The 12,534-nt window shown below is 73.2% G+C and carries 13 protein-coding genes and 1 riboswitch; of the genes, 7 read left to right on the plus strand and 6 right to left on the minus strand.

The genetic code is table 11. The features are described from left to right. Positions 1–19 precede the first annotated feature (19 nt). The 3 genes from GTY67_RS07080 to GTY67_RS07090 all read left to right on the plus strand — a co-directional run bounded on the left by GTY67_RS07080 (position 20) and on the right by GTY67_RS07090 (position 3,141). Entirely contained in the window at positions 20–631 is a 612-nt protein-coding gene (locus tag GTY67_RS07080) for a TetR/AcrR family transcriptional regulator (protein WP_093692959.1), read from the plus strand. A 358-nt stretch (positions 632–989) separates the two neighbouring features. Further along, positions 990–1,607 carry a DUF4126 domain-containing protein gene (locus GTY67_RS07085; RefSeq protein WP_093692960.1) on the plus strand — a complete coding sequence of 206 codons (618 nt, stop codon included), beginning with the start codon at positions 990–992 and terminating at the stop codon, positions 1,605–1,607. A gap of 31 nt (positions 1,608–1,638) precedes the next feature. After that, the gene (locus GTY67_RS07090; protein ID WP_202461347.1) at positions 1,639–3,141 is read left to right on the plus strand and encodes an NAD(P)/FAD-dependent oxidoreductase; all 1,503 of its coding nucleotides are present in this window, start codon (positions 1,639–1,641) and stop codon (positions 3,139–3,141) included. Positions 3,142–3,260: 119 nt separating this feature from the next. Here the strand turns inward: GTY67_RS07090 and GTY67_RS07095 are convergent, their stop codons facing one another. The 6 genes from GTY67_RS07095 to GTY67_RS07120 form a co-directional block, all read right to left on the minus strand. Further along, complete coding sequence (locus tag GTY67_RS07095) at positions 3,261–4,211, minus strand: hypothetical protein (protein ID WP_161278122.1); 951 nt, start codon at positions 4,209–4,211, stop codon at positions 3,261–3,263. Between the two features lie 48 nt (positions 4,212–4,259). Next, positions 4,260–5,177 (minus strand): methylenetetrahydrofolate reductase [NAD(P)H], encoded by a 918-nt coding sequence (gene metF, locus GTY67_RS07100; protein WP_093692963.1) that lies wholly within the window; start codon positions 5,175–5,177, stop codon positions 4,260–4,262. Positions 5,178–5,298: 121 nt separating this feature from the next. Continuing rightward, positions 5,299–5,949, minus strand: coding sequence for a thiamine phosphate synthase (thiE, locus tag GTY67_RS07105; protein ID WP_161278123.1), 651 nt, complete (start codon positions 5,947–5,949; stop codon positions 5,299–5,301). An 81-nt stretch (positions 5,950–6,030) separates the two neighbouring features. Next, entirely contained in the window at positions 6,031–6,396 is a 366-nt protein-coding gene (locus GTY67_RS07110) for an Rv2175c family DNA-binding protein (RefSeq protein WP_030564177.1), read from the minus strand. Between the two features lie 70 nt (positions 6,397–6,466). Further along, positions 6,467–7,711: an FAD-dependent oxidoreductase gene (locus GTY67_RS07115; protein ID WP_161278124.1), complete on the minus strand. Its 1,245-nt coding sequence runs from the start codon at positions 7,709–7,711 to the stop codon at positions 6,467–6,469. Positions 7,712–7,740: 29 nt separating this feature from the next. After that, positions 7,741–8,082 (minus strand): hypothetical protein, encoded by a 342-nt coding sequence (locus GTY67_RS07120; protein WP_093692966.1) that lies wholly within the window; start codon positions 8,080–8,082, stop codon positions 7,741–7,743. 53 nt (positions 8,083–8,135) lie between these two features. Next, positions 8,136–8,248, plus strand: a riboswitch (TPP riboswitch). On the opposite strand from GTY67_RS07120, the gene thiO reads away from it, so the two are divergent. The 4 genes from thiO (at position 8,246) to pknB (ending at position 12,509) form a co-directional block, all read left to right on the plus strand. Then, positions 8,246–9,454, plus strand: coding sequence for a glycine oxidase ThiO (gene thiO, locus GTY67_RS07125; RefSeq protein WP_161278125.1), 1,209 nt, complete (start codon positions 8,246–8,248; stop codon positions 9,452–9,454). (Overlaps the previous riboswitch by 3 nt.) After that, the gene (thiS, locus tag GTY67_RS07130) at positions 9,451–9,663 is read left to right on the plus strand and encodes a sulfur carrier protein ThiS (RefSeq protein WP_161278126.1); all 213 of its coding nucleotides are present in this window, start codon (positions 9,451–9,453) and stop codon (positions 9,661–9,663) included. Before thiO ends, thiS begins: the two co-directional genes overlap by 4 nt. 2 nt (positions 9,664–9,665) lie before the next feature. Then, the gene (locus tag GTY67_RS07135) at positions 9,666–10,460 is read left to right on the plus strand and encodes a thiazole synthase (protein WP_161278127.1); all 795 of its coding nucleotides are present in this window, start codon (positions 9,666–9,668) and stop codon (positions 10,458–10,460) included. A 114-nt stretch (positions 10,461–10,574) separates the two neighbouring features. Further along, positions 10,575–12,509: a Stk1 family PASTA domain-containing Ser/Thr kinase gene (pknB, locus tag GTY67_RS07140; protein ID WP_161278128.1), complete on the plus strand. Its 1,935-nt coding sequence runs from the start codon at positions 10,575–10,577 to the stop codon at positions 12,507–12,509. Positions 12,510–12,534: the final 25 nt, after the last annotated feature.

Raw genomic sequence — 12,534 nt, forward strand, 5'->3', positions numbered from 1 at the left:
AGCTGGGAGAATCGGCCTCATGGAAAGCAGTGGCACCACGCGCCGCCAGGCCACCCGGCAGAGGCTCTACGAGGCGGCGGTGACCCTCATCGCCGAGAAGGGCTTCTCGGCGACCACCGTCGACGAGATCGCCGAGCGGGCCGGGGTCGCCAAGGGCACGGTCTATTACAACTTCAAGAGCAAGACCGAACTGTTCGAGGAGCTGCTCCGGCACGGCGTCGGGCTGCTGACGGCCTCGCTGCGGGCCGCCGCCGAGGAGTCGGAGGAGCGCGGCGGCACCCGGGTCGAGGCACTGGACGCGATGATCCGGGCCGGCCTCGCCTTCATCGACCGCTACCCGGCCTTCACCCAGCTGTACGTGGCCGAGCTCTGGCGCACCAACCGCGCCTGGCAGTCCACGCTGCTGGTGGTGCGGCAGGAGGCTGTCGCGGTGGTGGAGGACGTGCTGCGCGAGGCGGTGCGCAGCGGTGAGCTGAGCGAGGAGATCGACATCCCGCTGACGGCCGCGGCCCTGGTCGGGATGGTGCTGGTGGCGGCGCTGGACTGGCAGGCGTTCCAGCCGGAGCGGTCGATCGACGAGGTCCACTCGGCGCTGTCCCTGCTGCTGCACGGGCGGGTCAGCGGGCACTGAGGGCCCGGGCTCCGGGAGAACACGAAGACGCCGGCCGCCGGAGTTCGCATCCCCCTGCGAACTCCACCGGACCGGCGTCTTCCGTGCATCCGTCGGACCCGTTCCCCGTGACCCCGTGTGTTCCCCCGTGGCCCCCGGGTCCTGACGTCGTGCACCCCCGTTCCGTCAGGGGCCGCGCCGTTCCGCCGCCCCGTGCCGGCGGTCCGGGCGCCGCGCCCCTTCCGTGGTCACCACTCTTCCGTCCGCGCAGGTCCGGGCCTATCCGCTCACCTACTCATCTCACTCTCTGAGTACGGGTACTCAGGGCTGCGCACCCGACCCCAGCCCGTTGTCGGACCGGGTCGTTACGATCTCCTGCGTGTCCGTAATCCCTCTGGTGTTCACAAGTGGCTGGGCGAGCGGGATCAACGCCTATGCGGTGGTCCTGCTGCTCGGCCTGTTCGGCGCGACCGGCGTCTCCGACGAGGTGCCCGACGCGTTGCAGCGCACCGATGTGCTGATCGTGGCCGGTGTGCTCTTCCTCTGCGAGGTGGTGGCCGACAAGATCCCGTACGTGGACTCGGTCTGGGACACCGCGCACACCGTGATCCGTCCGGTGGCGGGTGCGGTGATCGCCGCCCTCCTCGCCGGGGAGAGCGGTTCGCTGCCGGAGCTGGCGGCCGGGGCGATCGGCGGGTCGACGGCGCTGATGAGCCATCTGGTGAAGGCCGGCACGCGGATGGCGGTCAACACCTCCCCGGAGCCCTTCAGCAACATCGGGATGAGCATCGCCGAGGACCTCGGGGTCGCCGGGGTCGTCACGTTCGCCATATTCAACCCGGTGGCGGCGGCCATCATCGCCGGGGTTCTGCTGGTCCTCGGGATCGTCCTCGTGGTCTTCCTGACCTCGCGGATCCGCCGCTTCCTGCGCCGCCGGGCCCAGCGCCGCGAGGAGAAGCACCTGGCCGACTCGGGTGGGCCCTGGCCTCCCGGCTGAGCTGTCGGTGGCGGTCGATAAAGTCACCGGCATGGCACGAATTGCGGTGATCGGCGCCGGGACGGGCGCCATGGCGGCGGCCGCCCGGCTCGCCGTCGCGGGCGACAAGGTGACGGTGTACGAGCGGTCCGCGAGCTACGGGGGCTCGCTCGGCCGCCATGAGCACGAGGGCTTCGTCTTCGACACCGGGCCCGGGCTGCTGCATCTGCCCGCCGTCCAGCGGGACCTCTTCGTCAAGACCGGCAAGGAGTCCCTGGAGCAGTGCGTCACGCTGACCCAGGTCGACCCGGCGAGCCGGCACCTCTTCGCCGACGGCACGGCGGTCTCCCTGCCCAACGCCTCCCGGGCCGGGGTGGCCTCCGCCCTGGACGCGGCGCTCGGCGCGGGTGCCGGGGAGCGGTGGACCGGGTTCCTGGAGCGGGCCCGGGACGCCTGGGACCGGTCGCGGCGGCCGCTGCTGGAGGAGCCGCTGCGGGCGGACCACCGGGTGCTGGGCCGCGACCCGTATCCCGCCCTGAGGCAGCGGCGGCTGCTGCGCACCCGGCAGGCGGCCACCGTGGCGGAGATCGGCGCCTGGGAGCTGGCGGACACCCGGCTCGCCGCCCTGCTGGACGGGTACGCGCTCGCGTACGGCCTCGACCCGCGCACCGCCCCCGCCAGCGCCGCGCTGCTGCCGTACATGGAGCAGACCTTCGGCAGCTGGTACGTGATGGGCGGGATGCGGGAGCTGGCCCGGGCGGTGTACGAGCGGTGTGTGGCCCGGCGGGTGGAGTTCGCCTTCGGGGCGGAGGTGGTCCGGGTCGTCGAGAAGGACGGCCGGGCGGCGGGCGTGGAGCTGACGGGCGGTGAGGTGGCCGAGGCGGACCGGGTGGTGCTGGGGGTCCGGCCGCACGCGGATCTGGTGCCGGGTCAGCAGGTGTGGGGCGCGGACGATGTGACGGTCCGGGGCGGCTCGGTGCCGGGGCGGTTCATGGTGCTGTTGTCGCTGCGCGGGGGCCGGGAGGCGGACGCGGTGCACCGGACCGTGGTGCACAGCGCGGACGGGGCGGCGGAGCAGGAGGCGGTGTTCGGCGGCCGGGTCGCGGCGCACCCAACGGTGACGGTGCTGCGCCCCGACGACCCGGCGACCCGCCCGGACGGTGCGCACGAGGCGGTGACGCTGAGCGCGGTGGTGGCCCCGCAGGGCCCGGTGGAGTGGACGGACCCGGAGGTGCGGCGGCGGTTCGCGGACGTGCTGGTGGAGCGGGCCGAGGCGGCCGTGCCCGGGCTGCGGGAGCGGATCCTGCACACGGAGGTCCGTACGCCTGCGGAGACCGAGGCGGAAACCGGGGCCGAGGGCGGTGCGGTGCCGCCGCCCGCGCTGGCCGGTGCGCAGGGCGCGTATCTGCACCCCGGCAACCTCACCCGGCTGCCGGGGCTGTATCTGGCGGGCGGCTGGTCGCACCCGGGCGGCGGGCTGGCGCACGCCGGGATGTCGGGGACGCTGGTGGCCGGGCTCGTGGTGGAGGGCGACGGATTCCGGGGCTCGCGGTGAGGACTTCCGGGGGCTCGCGGTGACGGCTTCCGCAGCCGGCAGCCAGGACTTCCGGAGCCCTCGGTGACGACTTCCGCGGCTCACAGGAGGGCCTGACGAGCCGCGGGGGTCAGCGGGCCTCAGTAGCGGTACTGCTCGTTCTGGCCGGTGTCGTTGCCGTTGCCGTTGCCCTGGCCGTACGGGGCGGGCTGCTCGGGAGGCATCGGGGGGTACTGCTCGGCGTCGCGCTGCTGCGGGACCCAGACGCCCCCGGGCGGGGTGTCCGTGGTGTACGGGTCCGTGTCGTAGCTCTGCGCGTAGGGGTCGGCGTAACTCTGCTGGCCGCCCTGGCTGTCGTAGCCGTTGCCGCCGTTGCCGTAGGCGTCGTAACCGGCGTAGGGGGCCGACCCGTTGGTGGTGCCGATGTACGGGTCGGAGTAGGCGGCGTAGCTCTGCTGGCCGGTCCCGTAGTCGTACGGTCCCGTGTAGGTGTCCTGGGCCTGCTGCGGGTCGTAGCCGGTGTACGGGTCGTACGCGGCGAACTGCGGCTGGGCCGCGGGGTGCGGCTCGTACCCGTGCTGGCCCTGGTCCCCGGGGCTGTTCGCCGCGTAGCCGGGGTCGCTGTACACGCCGTACTGGCCGGTGTCGTCGGGCAGCGGCTGCGGCTCGTACACCGAGGTGGCGTCGGACGCGGCGGCCGGAGCACCGGAGCCGTGGCCGAAGGAGTCGAAGCCCGGCTCGGCGGCGGGGTCCGAGACCTCCAGGTCGGAGACCTCAAGGGTGGGCTCCTTGGCGGCCGCGCGCTCGGCGCCCTTGCGACGGCGGCTCTCGCCCGGACTGCCGCCTATGGCCCAGCCGGTGGAGAAGCCGCGCCGGAAGGAGAGCGTCACATAGGTCTGGCCGGTGGCGAAGGCGAGGGTGCCGACGACGATGACCGGGACGGAGGCGAGCAGGACGCCCATGACCACGCCGAGGAAGCCGCCGAAGGCGAGGAGCCGCCAGCGCAGCCGTGCCTTGTATTGCAGCAGCACCTCACCCAGCAGCCACAGCGCCACCAAGCCGAATGCGATGTAGAGGACCGTCCAGCCCACGCCCGCCCCCTCCTGCGGCCGCAGCCGCTCGGGGGCGGGTACGGCCGGTCACGACTGCTTGTGCAGTCCGAGATTCTCGTAGATTTCGAGCGTTGCCGTCGAGTTGTTGAGCGTGATGAAGTGCAGCCCGGGCACACCCTCGGACAGCAGTTTCGCGCAGAACTCCGTTGCGAACTCGATACCGATGGAGCGTACAGCGGCCGGATCGTCCTTGACCGCGAGGATCCGCTCTTTCAGCGGCTCCGGGACGGTCGCGTTGCTGAGCTGGGAGAATCTTTCCAGTTGCTTCACACTGGTGAGCGGCATGACCTCGGGGATCACCGGCGTATCGCAACCGGCCGCGACCACCCGGTCACGCATCCGGAGGTAGTCCTCCGGGCGGAAGAACATCTGGGTGATCGCGTAGTCGGCCCCGGCCCGGCACTTGTCGACGAAGTGGCCGATGTCCGTCTCCCAGTCGGTGGAGCGCGGGTGCATCTCGGGGAACGCGGCGACGCCGACGCAGAAGTCGCCGGACTCCTTGATGAGGCGGACGAGGTCGGCCGCGTACTTCACGCCCTGCGGGTGCTCCACCCACTCCCCCATCGGGTCGCCGGGCGGGTCGCCGCGGACCGCGAGGATGTTCCTGATCCCGGCGTCGGCGTACTGGCCGATCATGTTGCGCAGCTCGGCGACCGAGTGGCTGACGGCGGTGAGGTGGGCGACCGGGGTGAGCGTGGAGTCGGCGGCGATCTGCTGGGTCGCGCGCACGGTCCCGGACCGGGTGGAGCCGCCGGCCCCGTAGGTCACCGAGACGAAGCTCGGGCGCACTGACTCGATCCGGCGCAGCGCGTTCCAGAGGTTGCGCTCGCCCTTCTCGGTCTTGGGCGCCCAGAACTCGAAGGAGTACGAGGTCTTGCCGGTCGCGAGAAGGTCACGCACCGTGCGTGCGTGGTCCGTCCTGGTGGAAGCTGTCCCAAGGGCCATATGGCGAGGTTAACCAGGGGGCGGACACCTCCCCAACCAGAGCAGCCGAGATTGTCTCGTTTTGCCGGTTTGCCGTCCACCCCTTGGGACAGCGGCGCCCCGGAGAGGGCGAAAGAGCTGCTCAGAGGGCGTGCGCCCGGACCCTCTTCGCCAGCTCGGCGGTGGCGGCCGCCGGGTCGTCCGCCGCGGTGATCGCCCGGACGACCACGATGCGCCGGGCGCCCGCCTCCAGCACCTCGTCCAGGTTCCCCGCGTCGATCCCGCCGATCGCGAACCAGGGGCGGGGCTGCTCCAGGGAGGCGGCGTACCGCACGAGGCCGAGGCCGGGGGCGTGGCGGCCGGGCTTGGTGGGGGTGGGCCAGCAGGGGCCGGTGCAGAAGTAGTCCACGCCGTCCTGGGCGACGGCGGCGTCGACCTCGGACTCGGCGTGCGTGGAGCGGCCGATCAGCCGGTCGGCACCGATGATCGCGCGGGCGGCCGGCACCGGAAGGTCGCCCTGGCCCAGGTGGAGGACGTCGGCGCCGATGGCGTGGGCGACGTCGGCCCGGTCGTTGACGGCGAGGAGCTTGCCGTGGCGGCGGCAGGCGTCGGCGAAGACGGCGAGGTGCTCCAGCTCCTCGGCGGCCTCCATGCCCTTGTCCCGGAGCTGGACGATGTCGACACCGCCGGCGAGCACGGCGTCCAGGAAGGCGGGGAGGTCACCCTGCGCCTTACGGGCATCCGTGCACAGATAGAGCCGGGCGTCGGACAGCTGCTCGCGAGGCGTGGGCATGGTGGAGTCCCCCCGTGGTCGGGGCGGGGCACGGGCCGCGCGCTGCACGCGGGGCCCGTACGCCGCTTCCTGTCGTGTCGGTCAGACGGCGAGCGCCTGCGCGCGGCGCTTCACCTCCGTACCGCGATTCTCGCTCAGCGCCTGTGCGGGGGTGCCGGGCAGGGTCGGGTCGGGAGTGAAGAGCCACTCCAGCATCTCTTCGTCGGAGTAGCCGTCGTCCCTCAGGAGGGTCAGGGTGCCGGAGAGGCCCTTGACCACCTTGTCGCCGTCGATGAAGGCGGCAGGCACCTGAAGCGTCCGGTTCTCACCACGGCGTACGGCGATGAGCTGGCCTTCCTTGACCAGCTGCCGGACACGCGTCACCTCGACATCGAGCTTTTCCGCGATGTCGGGGAGGTGGAGCCAGGCGGGGACGAGTGCATCGGTCTTTGCGTCGATCTCGGTCACAAGGACAAGCGTGCCATCCAGGACCGACAGCCGGTAGCCGGGCCGACCGTACGGGGGTCGGCCCGGGTGGTCACAGGGCCGTGGACTTCAGCGGTACGGCGGGGTCGGCGACCCGGTCGGGGTCGAGGGCGGCCCCGGATTCGATGAGCTTGCGGCCCTGGGCGAGGTCGCGCGGGCGGCCCACCGCGAGGACGGCGACCAGGGCCCCGCCCTTCAGCCAGCACACCGACCAGGTGGCCTCGGCGCCGTCGCCGCGCCAGATCAGGGTGTCGGCGTGGGCGTGGTGGCCTGCGTACTGCACGAAGCGGCCGAACTGCTCGGACCAGAAGTACGGGACGGGGTCGTGGACCGGCAGCGGCGCACCGCTCTCCGCGGCGAGGATCGCGGCGGCGGCGGTGCGCGGGCCCTGGAGGGCGTTGTCCCAGTGGTGGATCAGCAGGCGCTCGCCGTAGCGGGCGGACGGGAAGGAGGCGCAGTCCCCGACGGCGTACACATCGGGCAGGGAGGTGCGCAGGGCGCTGTCGGCGGTGACCGAGCCGTCCGGGCCGCGTTCGATCCCGGAGCCGGCGAGCCAGCCGGTGGCGGGGCGGGCGCCGATGCCGACGACCACGGCCCCGGCGGGCAGCCTCCGGCCGTCCGCGAGGACCACCGCGCCCTCCTCGACGCGCTCCACCCGGGCGTCGGTGAGGAGTTCGGCGCCGCTCTCCGCGTACCAGTCGGCCATCGGGGCGGCGACCTCGGCGGGCAGGGTGCCGGCCAGCGGACGGGCGGCGGCCTCGACGACGGTGACCGTGCACCCGGCGGCGCGGGCGGCGGTGGCGAACTCGGCGCCGATCCACCCCGCCCCGACGACGACCACGTCGTGCTGCCGCTCCAGGACGGGCCGCAGCCGGGCGGCGTCGTCGAGGGTGCGCAGCAGATGGACGCCGGGGACGCCTTCGGTGCCGGGCAGGGCGATGGGCTCGGCACCGGTCGCCAGGACCAGGACGTCGTAGGGGACGGGGCCGTCCGCCGTGTCCAGGACGTGGTCGGCGGCGCGCAGGGCGGTGACGTCCAGGCCGAGGCGCAGCGTGATCTCCAGCGCCTCGAAGTCGATGTCGAAGGCGGAGTCCTCGGCCTTGCCCAGCAGCACCGCCTTGGACAGCGGCGGCCGGTCGTAGGGCTGGTGGGGTTCGGCGCCGATCAGGGTGACGGGGCCGGTGAAGCCGGCTTCCCGCAGGGCGACGGCGGTCTGCACACCCGCCATGCCCGCCCCGACGATCACGACGTTCCGTGTGCGCTGCCGCGCCGCGTGGTGTTCCGTCTGCTCGCTCACGTGTACCAGTCTATTCATCTGACTACGGATCAGATGGTGACTTCCTCCACCACGCTCGTCCCGCTGCCCTCCTGCGACTCCCACGCCCAGCGCTCGTCCAGCCGCACCCGGCCGTCCGGGAGTTCGGTGACGGTGGAGAGGCAGTGTCCGGAAGAGGTCGTTCCGTCCCGCTTGAGCTGGACGTAGCGGAAGTCGAGGGCGTCCCCCTCGCGGGTGCCGACGAGATGGCCGCGGACCACGTCACCGCCCGCGTACTCGGCCCAGACCGTGCCGTCCTGCTCGTGGTACGTGAAGCGGGTACGGGTGCCGACCTGGCCCGGGGCCTGGTCGGCGACGGGTGAGAGGACGAGACCGTCGAGTGAACGGGCCACGGTGGCTGCTCCCTTGACCGTGCTGTGGGCGGGTGGGTCTAGGCTGGTCACGGTAGAACACTCGCGGGAGCCCGGACGCACCGGGCTGAGAGGGAGGCTGGAGCGCCTCCGACCGTACGAACCTGATCCGGGTCATGCCGGCGAAGGGAGGGGCTGGACACCCATGCGCGTCTCGGGGAAGACCTCCGGAATTCCGGGGGGAAGCTCAGGATCCGATGTCCTCGTCATCGGGGGCGGCATCATCGGCCTGGTCACCGCGTGGCGGGCGGCCCAGCGCGGGCTGGGCGTCACCGTGGCCGACCCCGGTCCGGGCGGCGGGGCCGCCCAGGTCGCGGCGGGCATGCTGGCCGCCGTCACCGAACTGCACTACGGCGAGGAGATGCTGCTCGGCCTCAACCTCGCCTCCGCCGCCCGCTATCCGGAGTTCGTCGCGGAGCTGGAGGCGGCGAGCGGCCGGGAAACCGGTTTCCGTACCTGCGGCACGCTGGCCGTCGCGCTGGACTCCGACGACCGGGCGCATCTGCGGGAGCTGCACGCCCTCCAGGAGCGCTCAGGTCTTGAGTCGGTCTGGCTGAGCGGGCGGGAATGCCGCCGCCTGGAGCCGATGCTCGCGCCGGGTGTACGGGGCGGGCTGCGGGTGGACGGTGACCACCAGGTGGATCCGCGCCGGCTCGCGGCGGCGCTGCTGGCCGCGTGCGAGCGGGCGGGGGTGGTGTTCCGCAGGGCTCCCGCCGAGCGGCTCACCGTCGCCGGGGGCCGGGCGGCCGGGGCGGTGCTCGGTGACGGTACGGAGGCCGGGGCCGACCAGGTCGTCCTGGCGGCGGGCAGTCTCAGCGGGCGGCTCGCGGGGGTGCCCGAGGAGGTCCTGCCACCGGTCCGCCCGGTCAAGGGGCAGGTCCTGCGGCTCACCGTGCCCCCGGCGTACGCCCCCTTCCTCAGCCGGACCGTGCGCGCCGTCGTCCGGGGCGGCCACCTCTACCTCGTACCGCGCGAGAACGGCGAGCTGGTCGTCGGCGCCACCAGCGAGGAGATGGGCTGGGACACCACGGTCACCGCCGGCGGGGTCTACGAGCTGCTGCGCGACGCCCACGAACTCGTCCCCGGCATCACCGAGCTGCCGCTCACCGAGACCCGGGCCGGACTGCGCCCCGCATCCCCCGACAACGCCCCGCTGCTCGGCCCGACCGCCCTGCCCGGTCTCCTCCTCGCCACCGGCCACCACCGCAACGGCGTCCTGCTGACGCCCGTCACCGGCGACGCGATGGCCGAAGCGCTGACCACCGGCGAGCTGCCCGAGGTGGCCCGCCCCTTCGCCCCGGGCCGGTTCACGTCCGCCGCCGCCACCCCCGTACTCCAGGAGCAGTCCGCATGACCCCTCAGGTATCCGTCTCGGTCAACGGGGAGCCGCGCACCCTCGACGCGGGCACCGCGCTGGACCGGCTCGTCGCCGCCCTGACCACCGCGCCCTCCGGGGTCGCGGCCGCCGTCAACGAGTGCGTCGTGCCACGCGGCCGGTGGGCCGACACCACGCTCGGCGAGGGCGACCGCATCGAGGTCCTGACCGCCGTCCAGGGAGGCTGACGGTGTCCGACGACGTCTTCACCCTGGGACCCGCCGCCTTCGGCTCCCGGCTGATCATGGGTACCGGCGGGGCGCCGAGCCTGGAGATCCTGGAGCGCGCCCTGATCGCCTCCGGCACCGAGCTGACGACGGTCGCGATGCGCCGCCTCGACCCGACCGTGCAGGGCTCGGTCCTCTCCGTGCTGGAGCGGCTCTCCATCCAGGTGCTGCCGAACACGGCGGGCTGCTTCACGGCCGGTGAGGCGGTGCTGACCGCGCGGCTGGCCCGGGAGGCGCTGGGCACCGACTGGGTCAAGCTGGAGGTGGTGGCCGACGAGCGGACGCTGCTGCCCGACCCGATCGAACTGCTGGACGCGGCGGAGGTCCTGGTCGACGACGGGTTCACCGTGCTGCCGTACACCAACGACGACCCGGTCCTGGCCCGGAAGCTGGAGGACATGGGGTGCGCGGCGATCATGCCGCTCGGCTCCCCCATCGGCTCCGGGCTCGGCATCCGCAACCCGCACAACTTCGAGCTGATCGTGGAGCGGGCCGGGGTGCCGGTGATCCTGGACGCGGGGGCCGGGACCGCGTCGGACGCGGCGCTGGCGATGGAGCTGGGATGCGCGGCGGTGATGCTCGCCTCGGCGGTGACGCGGGCGCAGGAGCCGGAGCTGATGGCGGCGGCGATGCGGCACGCGGTGGACGGCGGGCGGCTGGCGTACCGGGCGGGCCGCATCCCGCGCCGCCACTTCGCCGAGGCGTCCTCGCCGGTGGAGGGGCGGGCGGCGCTGGATCCGGAGCGGCCGGCGTTCTGAGGGTCTCCCGCGCCCCCCACCTGGGACGTGCCCTTGTCACGGATCGGTAAGGGAACGGCCCCGGGAGAGCCCCGGCCCGTCCGGGGTGTCGGTGGCGGCTCGTAGACTCTCGGGGTGGACACGACCCTCCAGGACCCTCTCGTCGGGCAGCTTCTCGACGGCCGGTATCGCATTGAGGCGCGCATCGCCGTCGGCGGGATGGCCACGGTCTACCGGGCCGTGGACACCCGTCTGGACCGGGTGCTCGCCCTCAAGGTGATGCACCCGGCGCTCGCCGTCGACGCCGCCTTCGTGGAGCGGTTCATCCGCGAGGCCAAGTCGGTGGCCCGGCTCGCCCACCCCAACGTCGTCGCGGTCTTCGACCAGGGCGCCCAGGGCGCGTACGTCTACCTCGCGATGGAGTACGTGGCGGGCTGCACCCTGCGCGACGTCCTGCGCGAGCGGGGCGCCCTCCAGCCCCGGGCCGCGCTGGACATCCTGGAGCCGGTCCTCGCCGCGCTCGGCGCCGCGCACCGGGCGGGGTTCGTGCACCGCGACATGAAGCCGGAGAACGTCCTGATAGGGGACGACGGCCGGGTCAAGGTCGCCGACTTCGGCCTGGTCAGGGCGGTCGGCACGGCCACCGACACCACCGGTTCGCTGCTGGGCACGGTGTCGTATCTGGCGCCCGAGCAGATCGAACACGGCACCGCCGACACCCGCAGTGATGTGTACGCCTGCGGGGTCGTGCTGTACGAGATGCTGACCGGCGCCAAGCCGCACACCGGGGAGAACGCCGCCCAGGTCATCTACCAGCACCTCAACACCGACGTCCCGGCCCCGTCCGCCGTCGTACCGGGGCTCCCCGTCGCGCTGGACAGCCTGGTGGCGAGCGCCACCGCCCGCAACCCCGAGGTGCGCCCGCACGACGCGGTGCTGCTGCTGGCCGAGGCCCGGGAGGCCCGCGCCGCGCTGACCGAGGCCGAGCTGGACGCCGTACCGCCGCAGGCCCTGTCGGACACCCATGACGGCGCACAGGACCGTACGAGCGTGATCCCCCGGGCCCTTCCGGTGAACGGCGAGGGGGACGGGGGCGGCATGCACCGCACCAGCCGTCTGGAGATGCCGCCTCCGGTCGCCCCGCCCCGGCGCCGGGCCGCCCGGCGCGGCCCGTTCGGCGGACCCCACCGCAAGCTGATCACGATCATCACCGCCGTCCTGCTGACGCTCGGCGTCGGTGCGGGCGTCTGGTACATCAACTCCGGCCAGTTCACCCAGGTCCCCTCGCTGCTCGGCCAGACCCAGAAGGTGGCGGAGCAGCGGCTCGCCGACGAGGGTCTCGGGCTGAAGGGCGTGGAGCGGGTCTTCAGCGACACGGTGGAGCGGGGCTCGGTGGTCGGCAGCGATCCCGCCTCCGGCGACCGGATCCGGGGCAACGGCTCGGTGAAGCTCGTCGTCTCGCGCGGACCGGAGATCGTCCGGGTCCCCGATGTCGCGGGCTCCTCCCTCGCGGACGCCCGGCGCTCCCTGAAGAAGGTGGGCCTGGCCCCCGGCATGGTGACCAAGGAGTTCAGCGAGGACGTGGCGCGCGGCGACGTGATCCGTACGGACCCCCGCGCGGGCACCGACCGGAACCCCGACACGGCCGTGGCCCTGGTCGTCAGCAAGGGCAGCCCCGTCGATGTCCCGGACGTCACCGGCCTCTCGGTCGAGGACGCCACGGCGGAGCTGGCGGAGGAGGGGCTGAAGGTGGAGGTGCTGCCCGGCCGGGTCCACTCCTCCGAGGCCGACGGGGACATCGCCGAGCAGTCCCCCGGCGCGGGCGCCGAGGCGGCCGAGGGCGACACCATCGAACTGACCGTCTCCAAGGGCCCCCGGATGCTGGACGTCCCCGACGTCACCGGCCGGGACGTCGACGAGGCCCGGGCCACCCTGGAGGAGGCGGGCTTCGAGGTGAAGGTCGACCGGCCGTTCCTCTCCTTCAGCAACACGATCGCGAGCCAGTCCGTGGACGGCGGCGAGCAGGCCCCCGAGGGCTCCACCATCACCATCAGGACCAAGGGGTTCTAGGACCACATGCGGAAGCCGGTAGCGA

The organism is Streptomyces sp. SID8374 (assembly GCF_009865135.1).
In the GTDB taxonomy this organism is placed as follows: Bacteria; Actinomycetota; Actinomycetes; order Streptomycetales; family Streptomycetaceae; genus Streptomyces.

Bases quoted from the DNA above. Each gene is read 5' to 3' on its own strand.
- GTY67_RS07080 (WP_093692959.1), top strand. From the start codon at position 20: ATGGAAAGCAGTGGCACCACGCGCCGCCAGGCCACCCGGCAGAGGCTC.
- GTY67_RS07090 (WP_202461347.1), top strand. From the start codon at position 1,639: ATGGCACGAATTGCGGTGATCGGCGCCGGGACGGGCGCCATGGCGGCG.
- metF (WP_093692963.1), bottom strand. From the start codon at position 5,177: ATGGCCCTTGGGACAGCTTCCACCAGGACGGACCACGCACGCACGGTG.
- thiE (WP_161278123.1), bottom strand. From the start codon at position 5,949: ATGCCCACGCCTCGCGAGCAGCTGTCCGACGCCCGGCTCTATCTGTGC.
- thiO (WP_161278125.1), top strand. From the start codon at position 8,246: ATGCGCGTCTCGGGGAAGACCTCCGGAATTCCGGGGGGAAGCTCAGGA.
- thiS (WP_161278126.1), top strand. From the start codon at position 9,451: ATGACCCCTCAGGTATCCGTCTCGGTCAACGGGGAGCCGCGCACCCTC.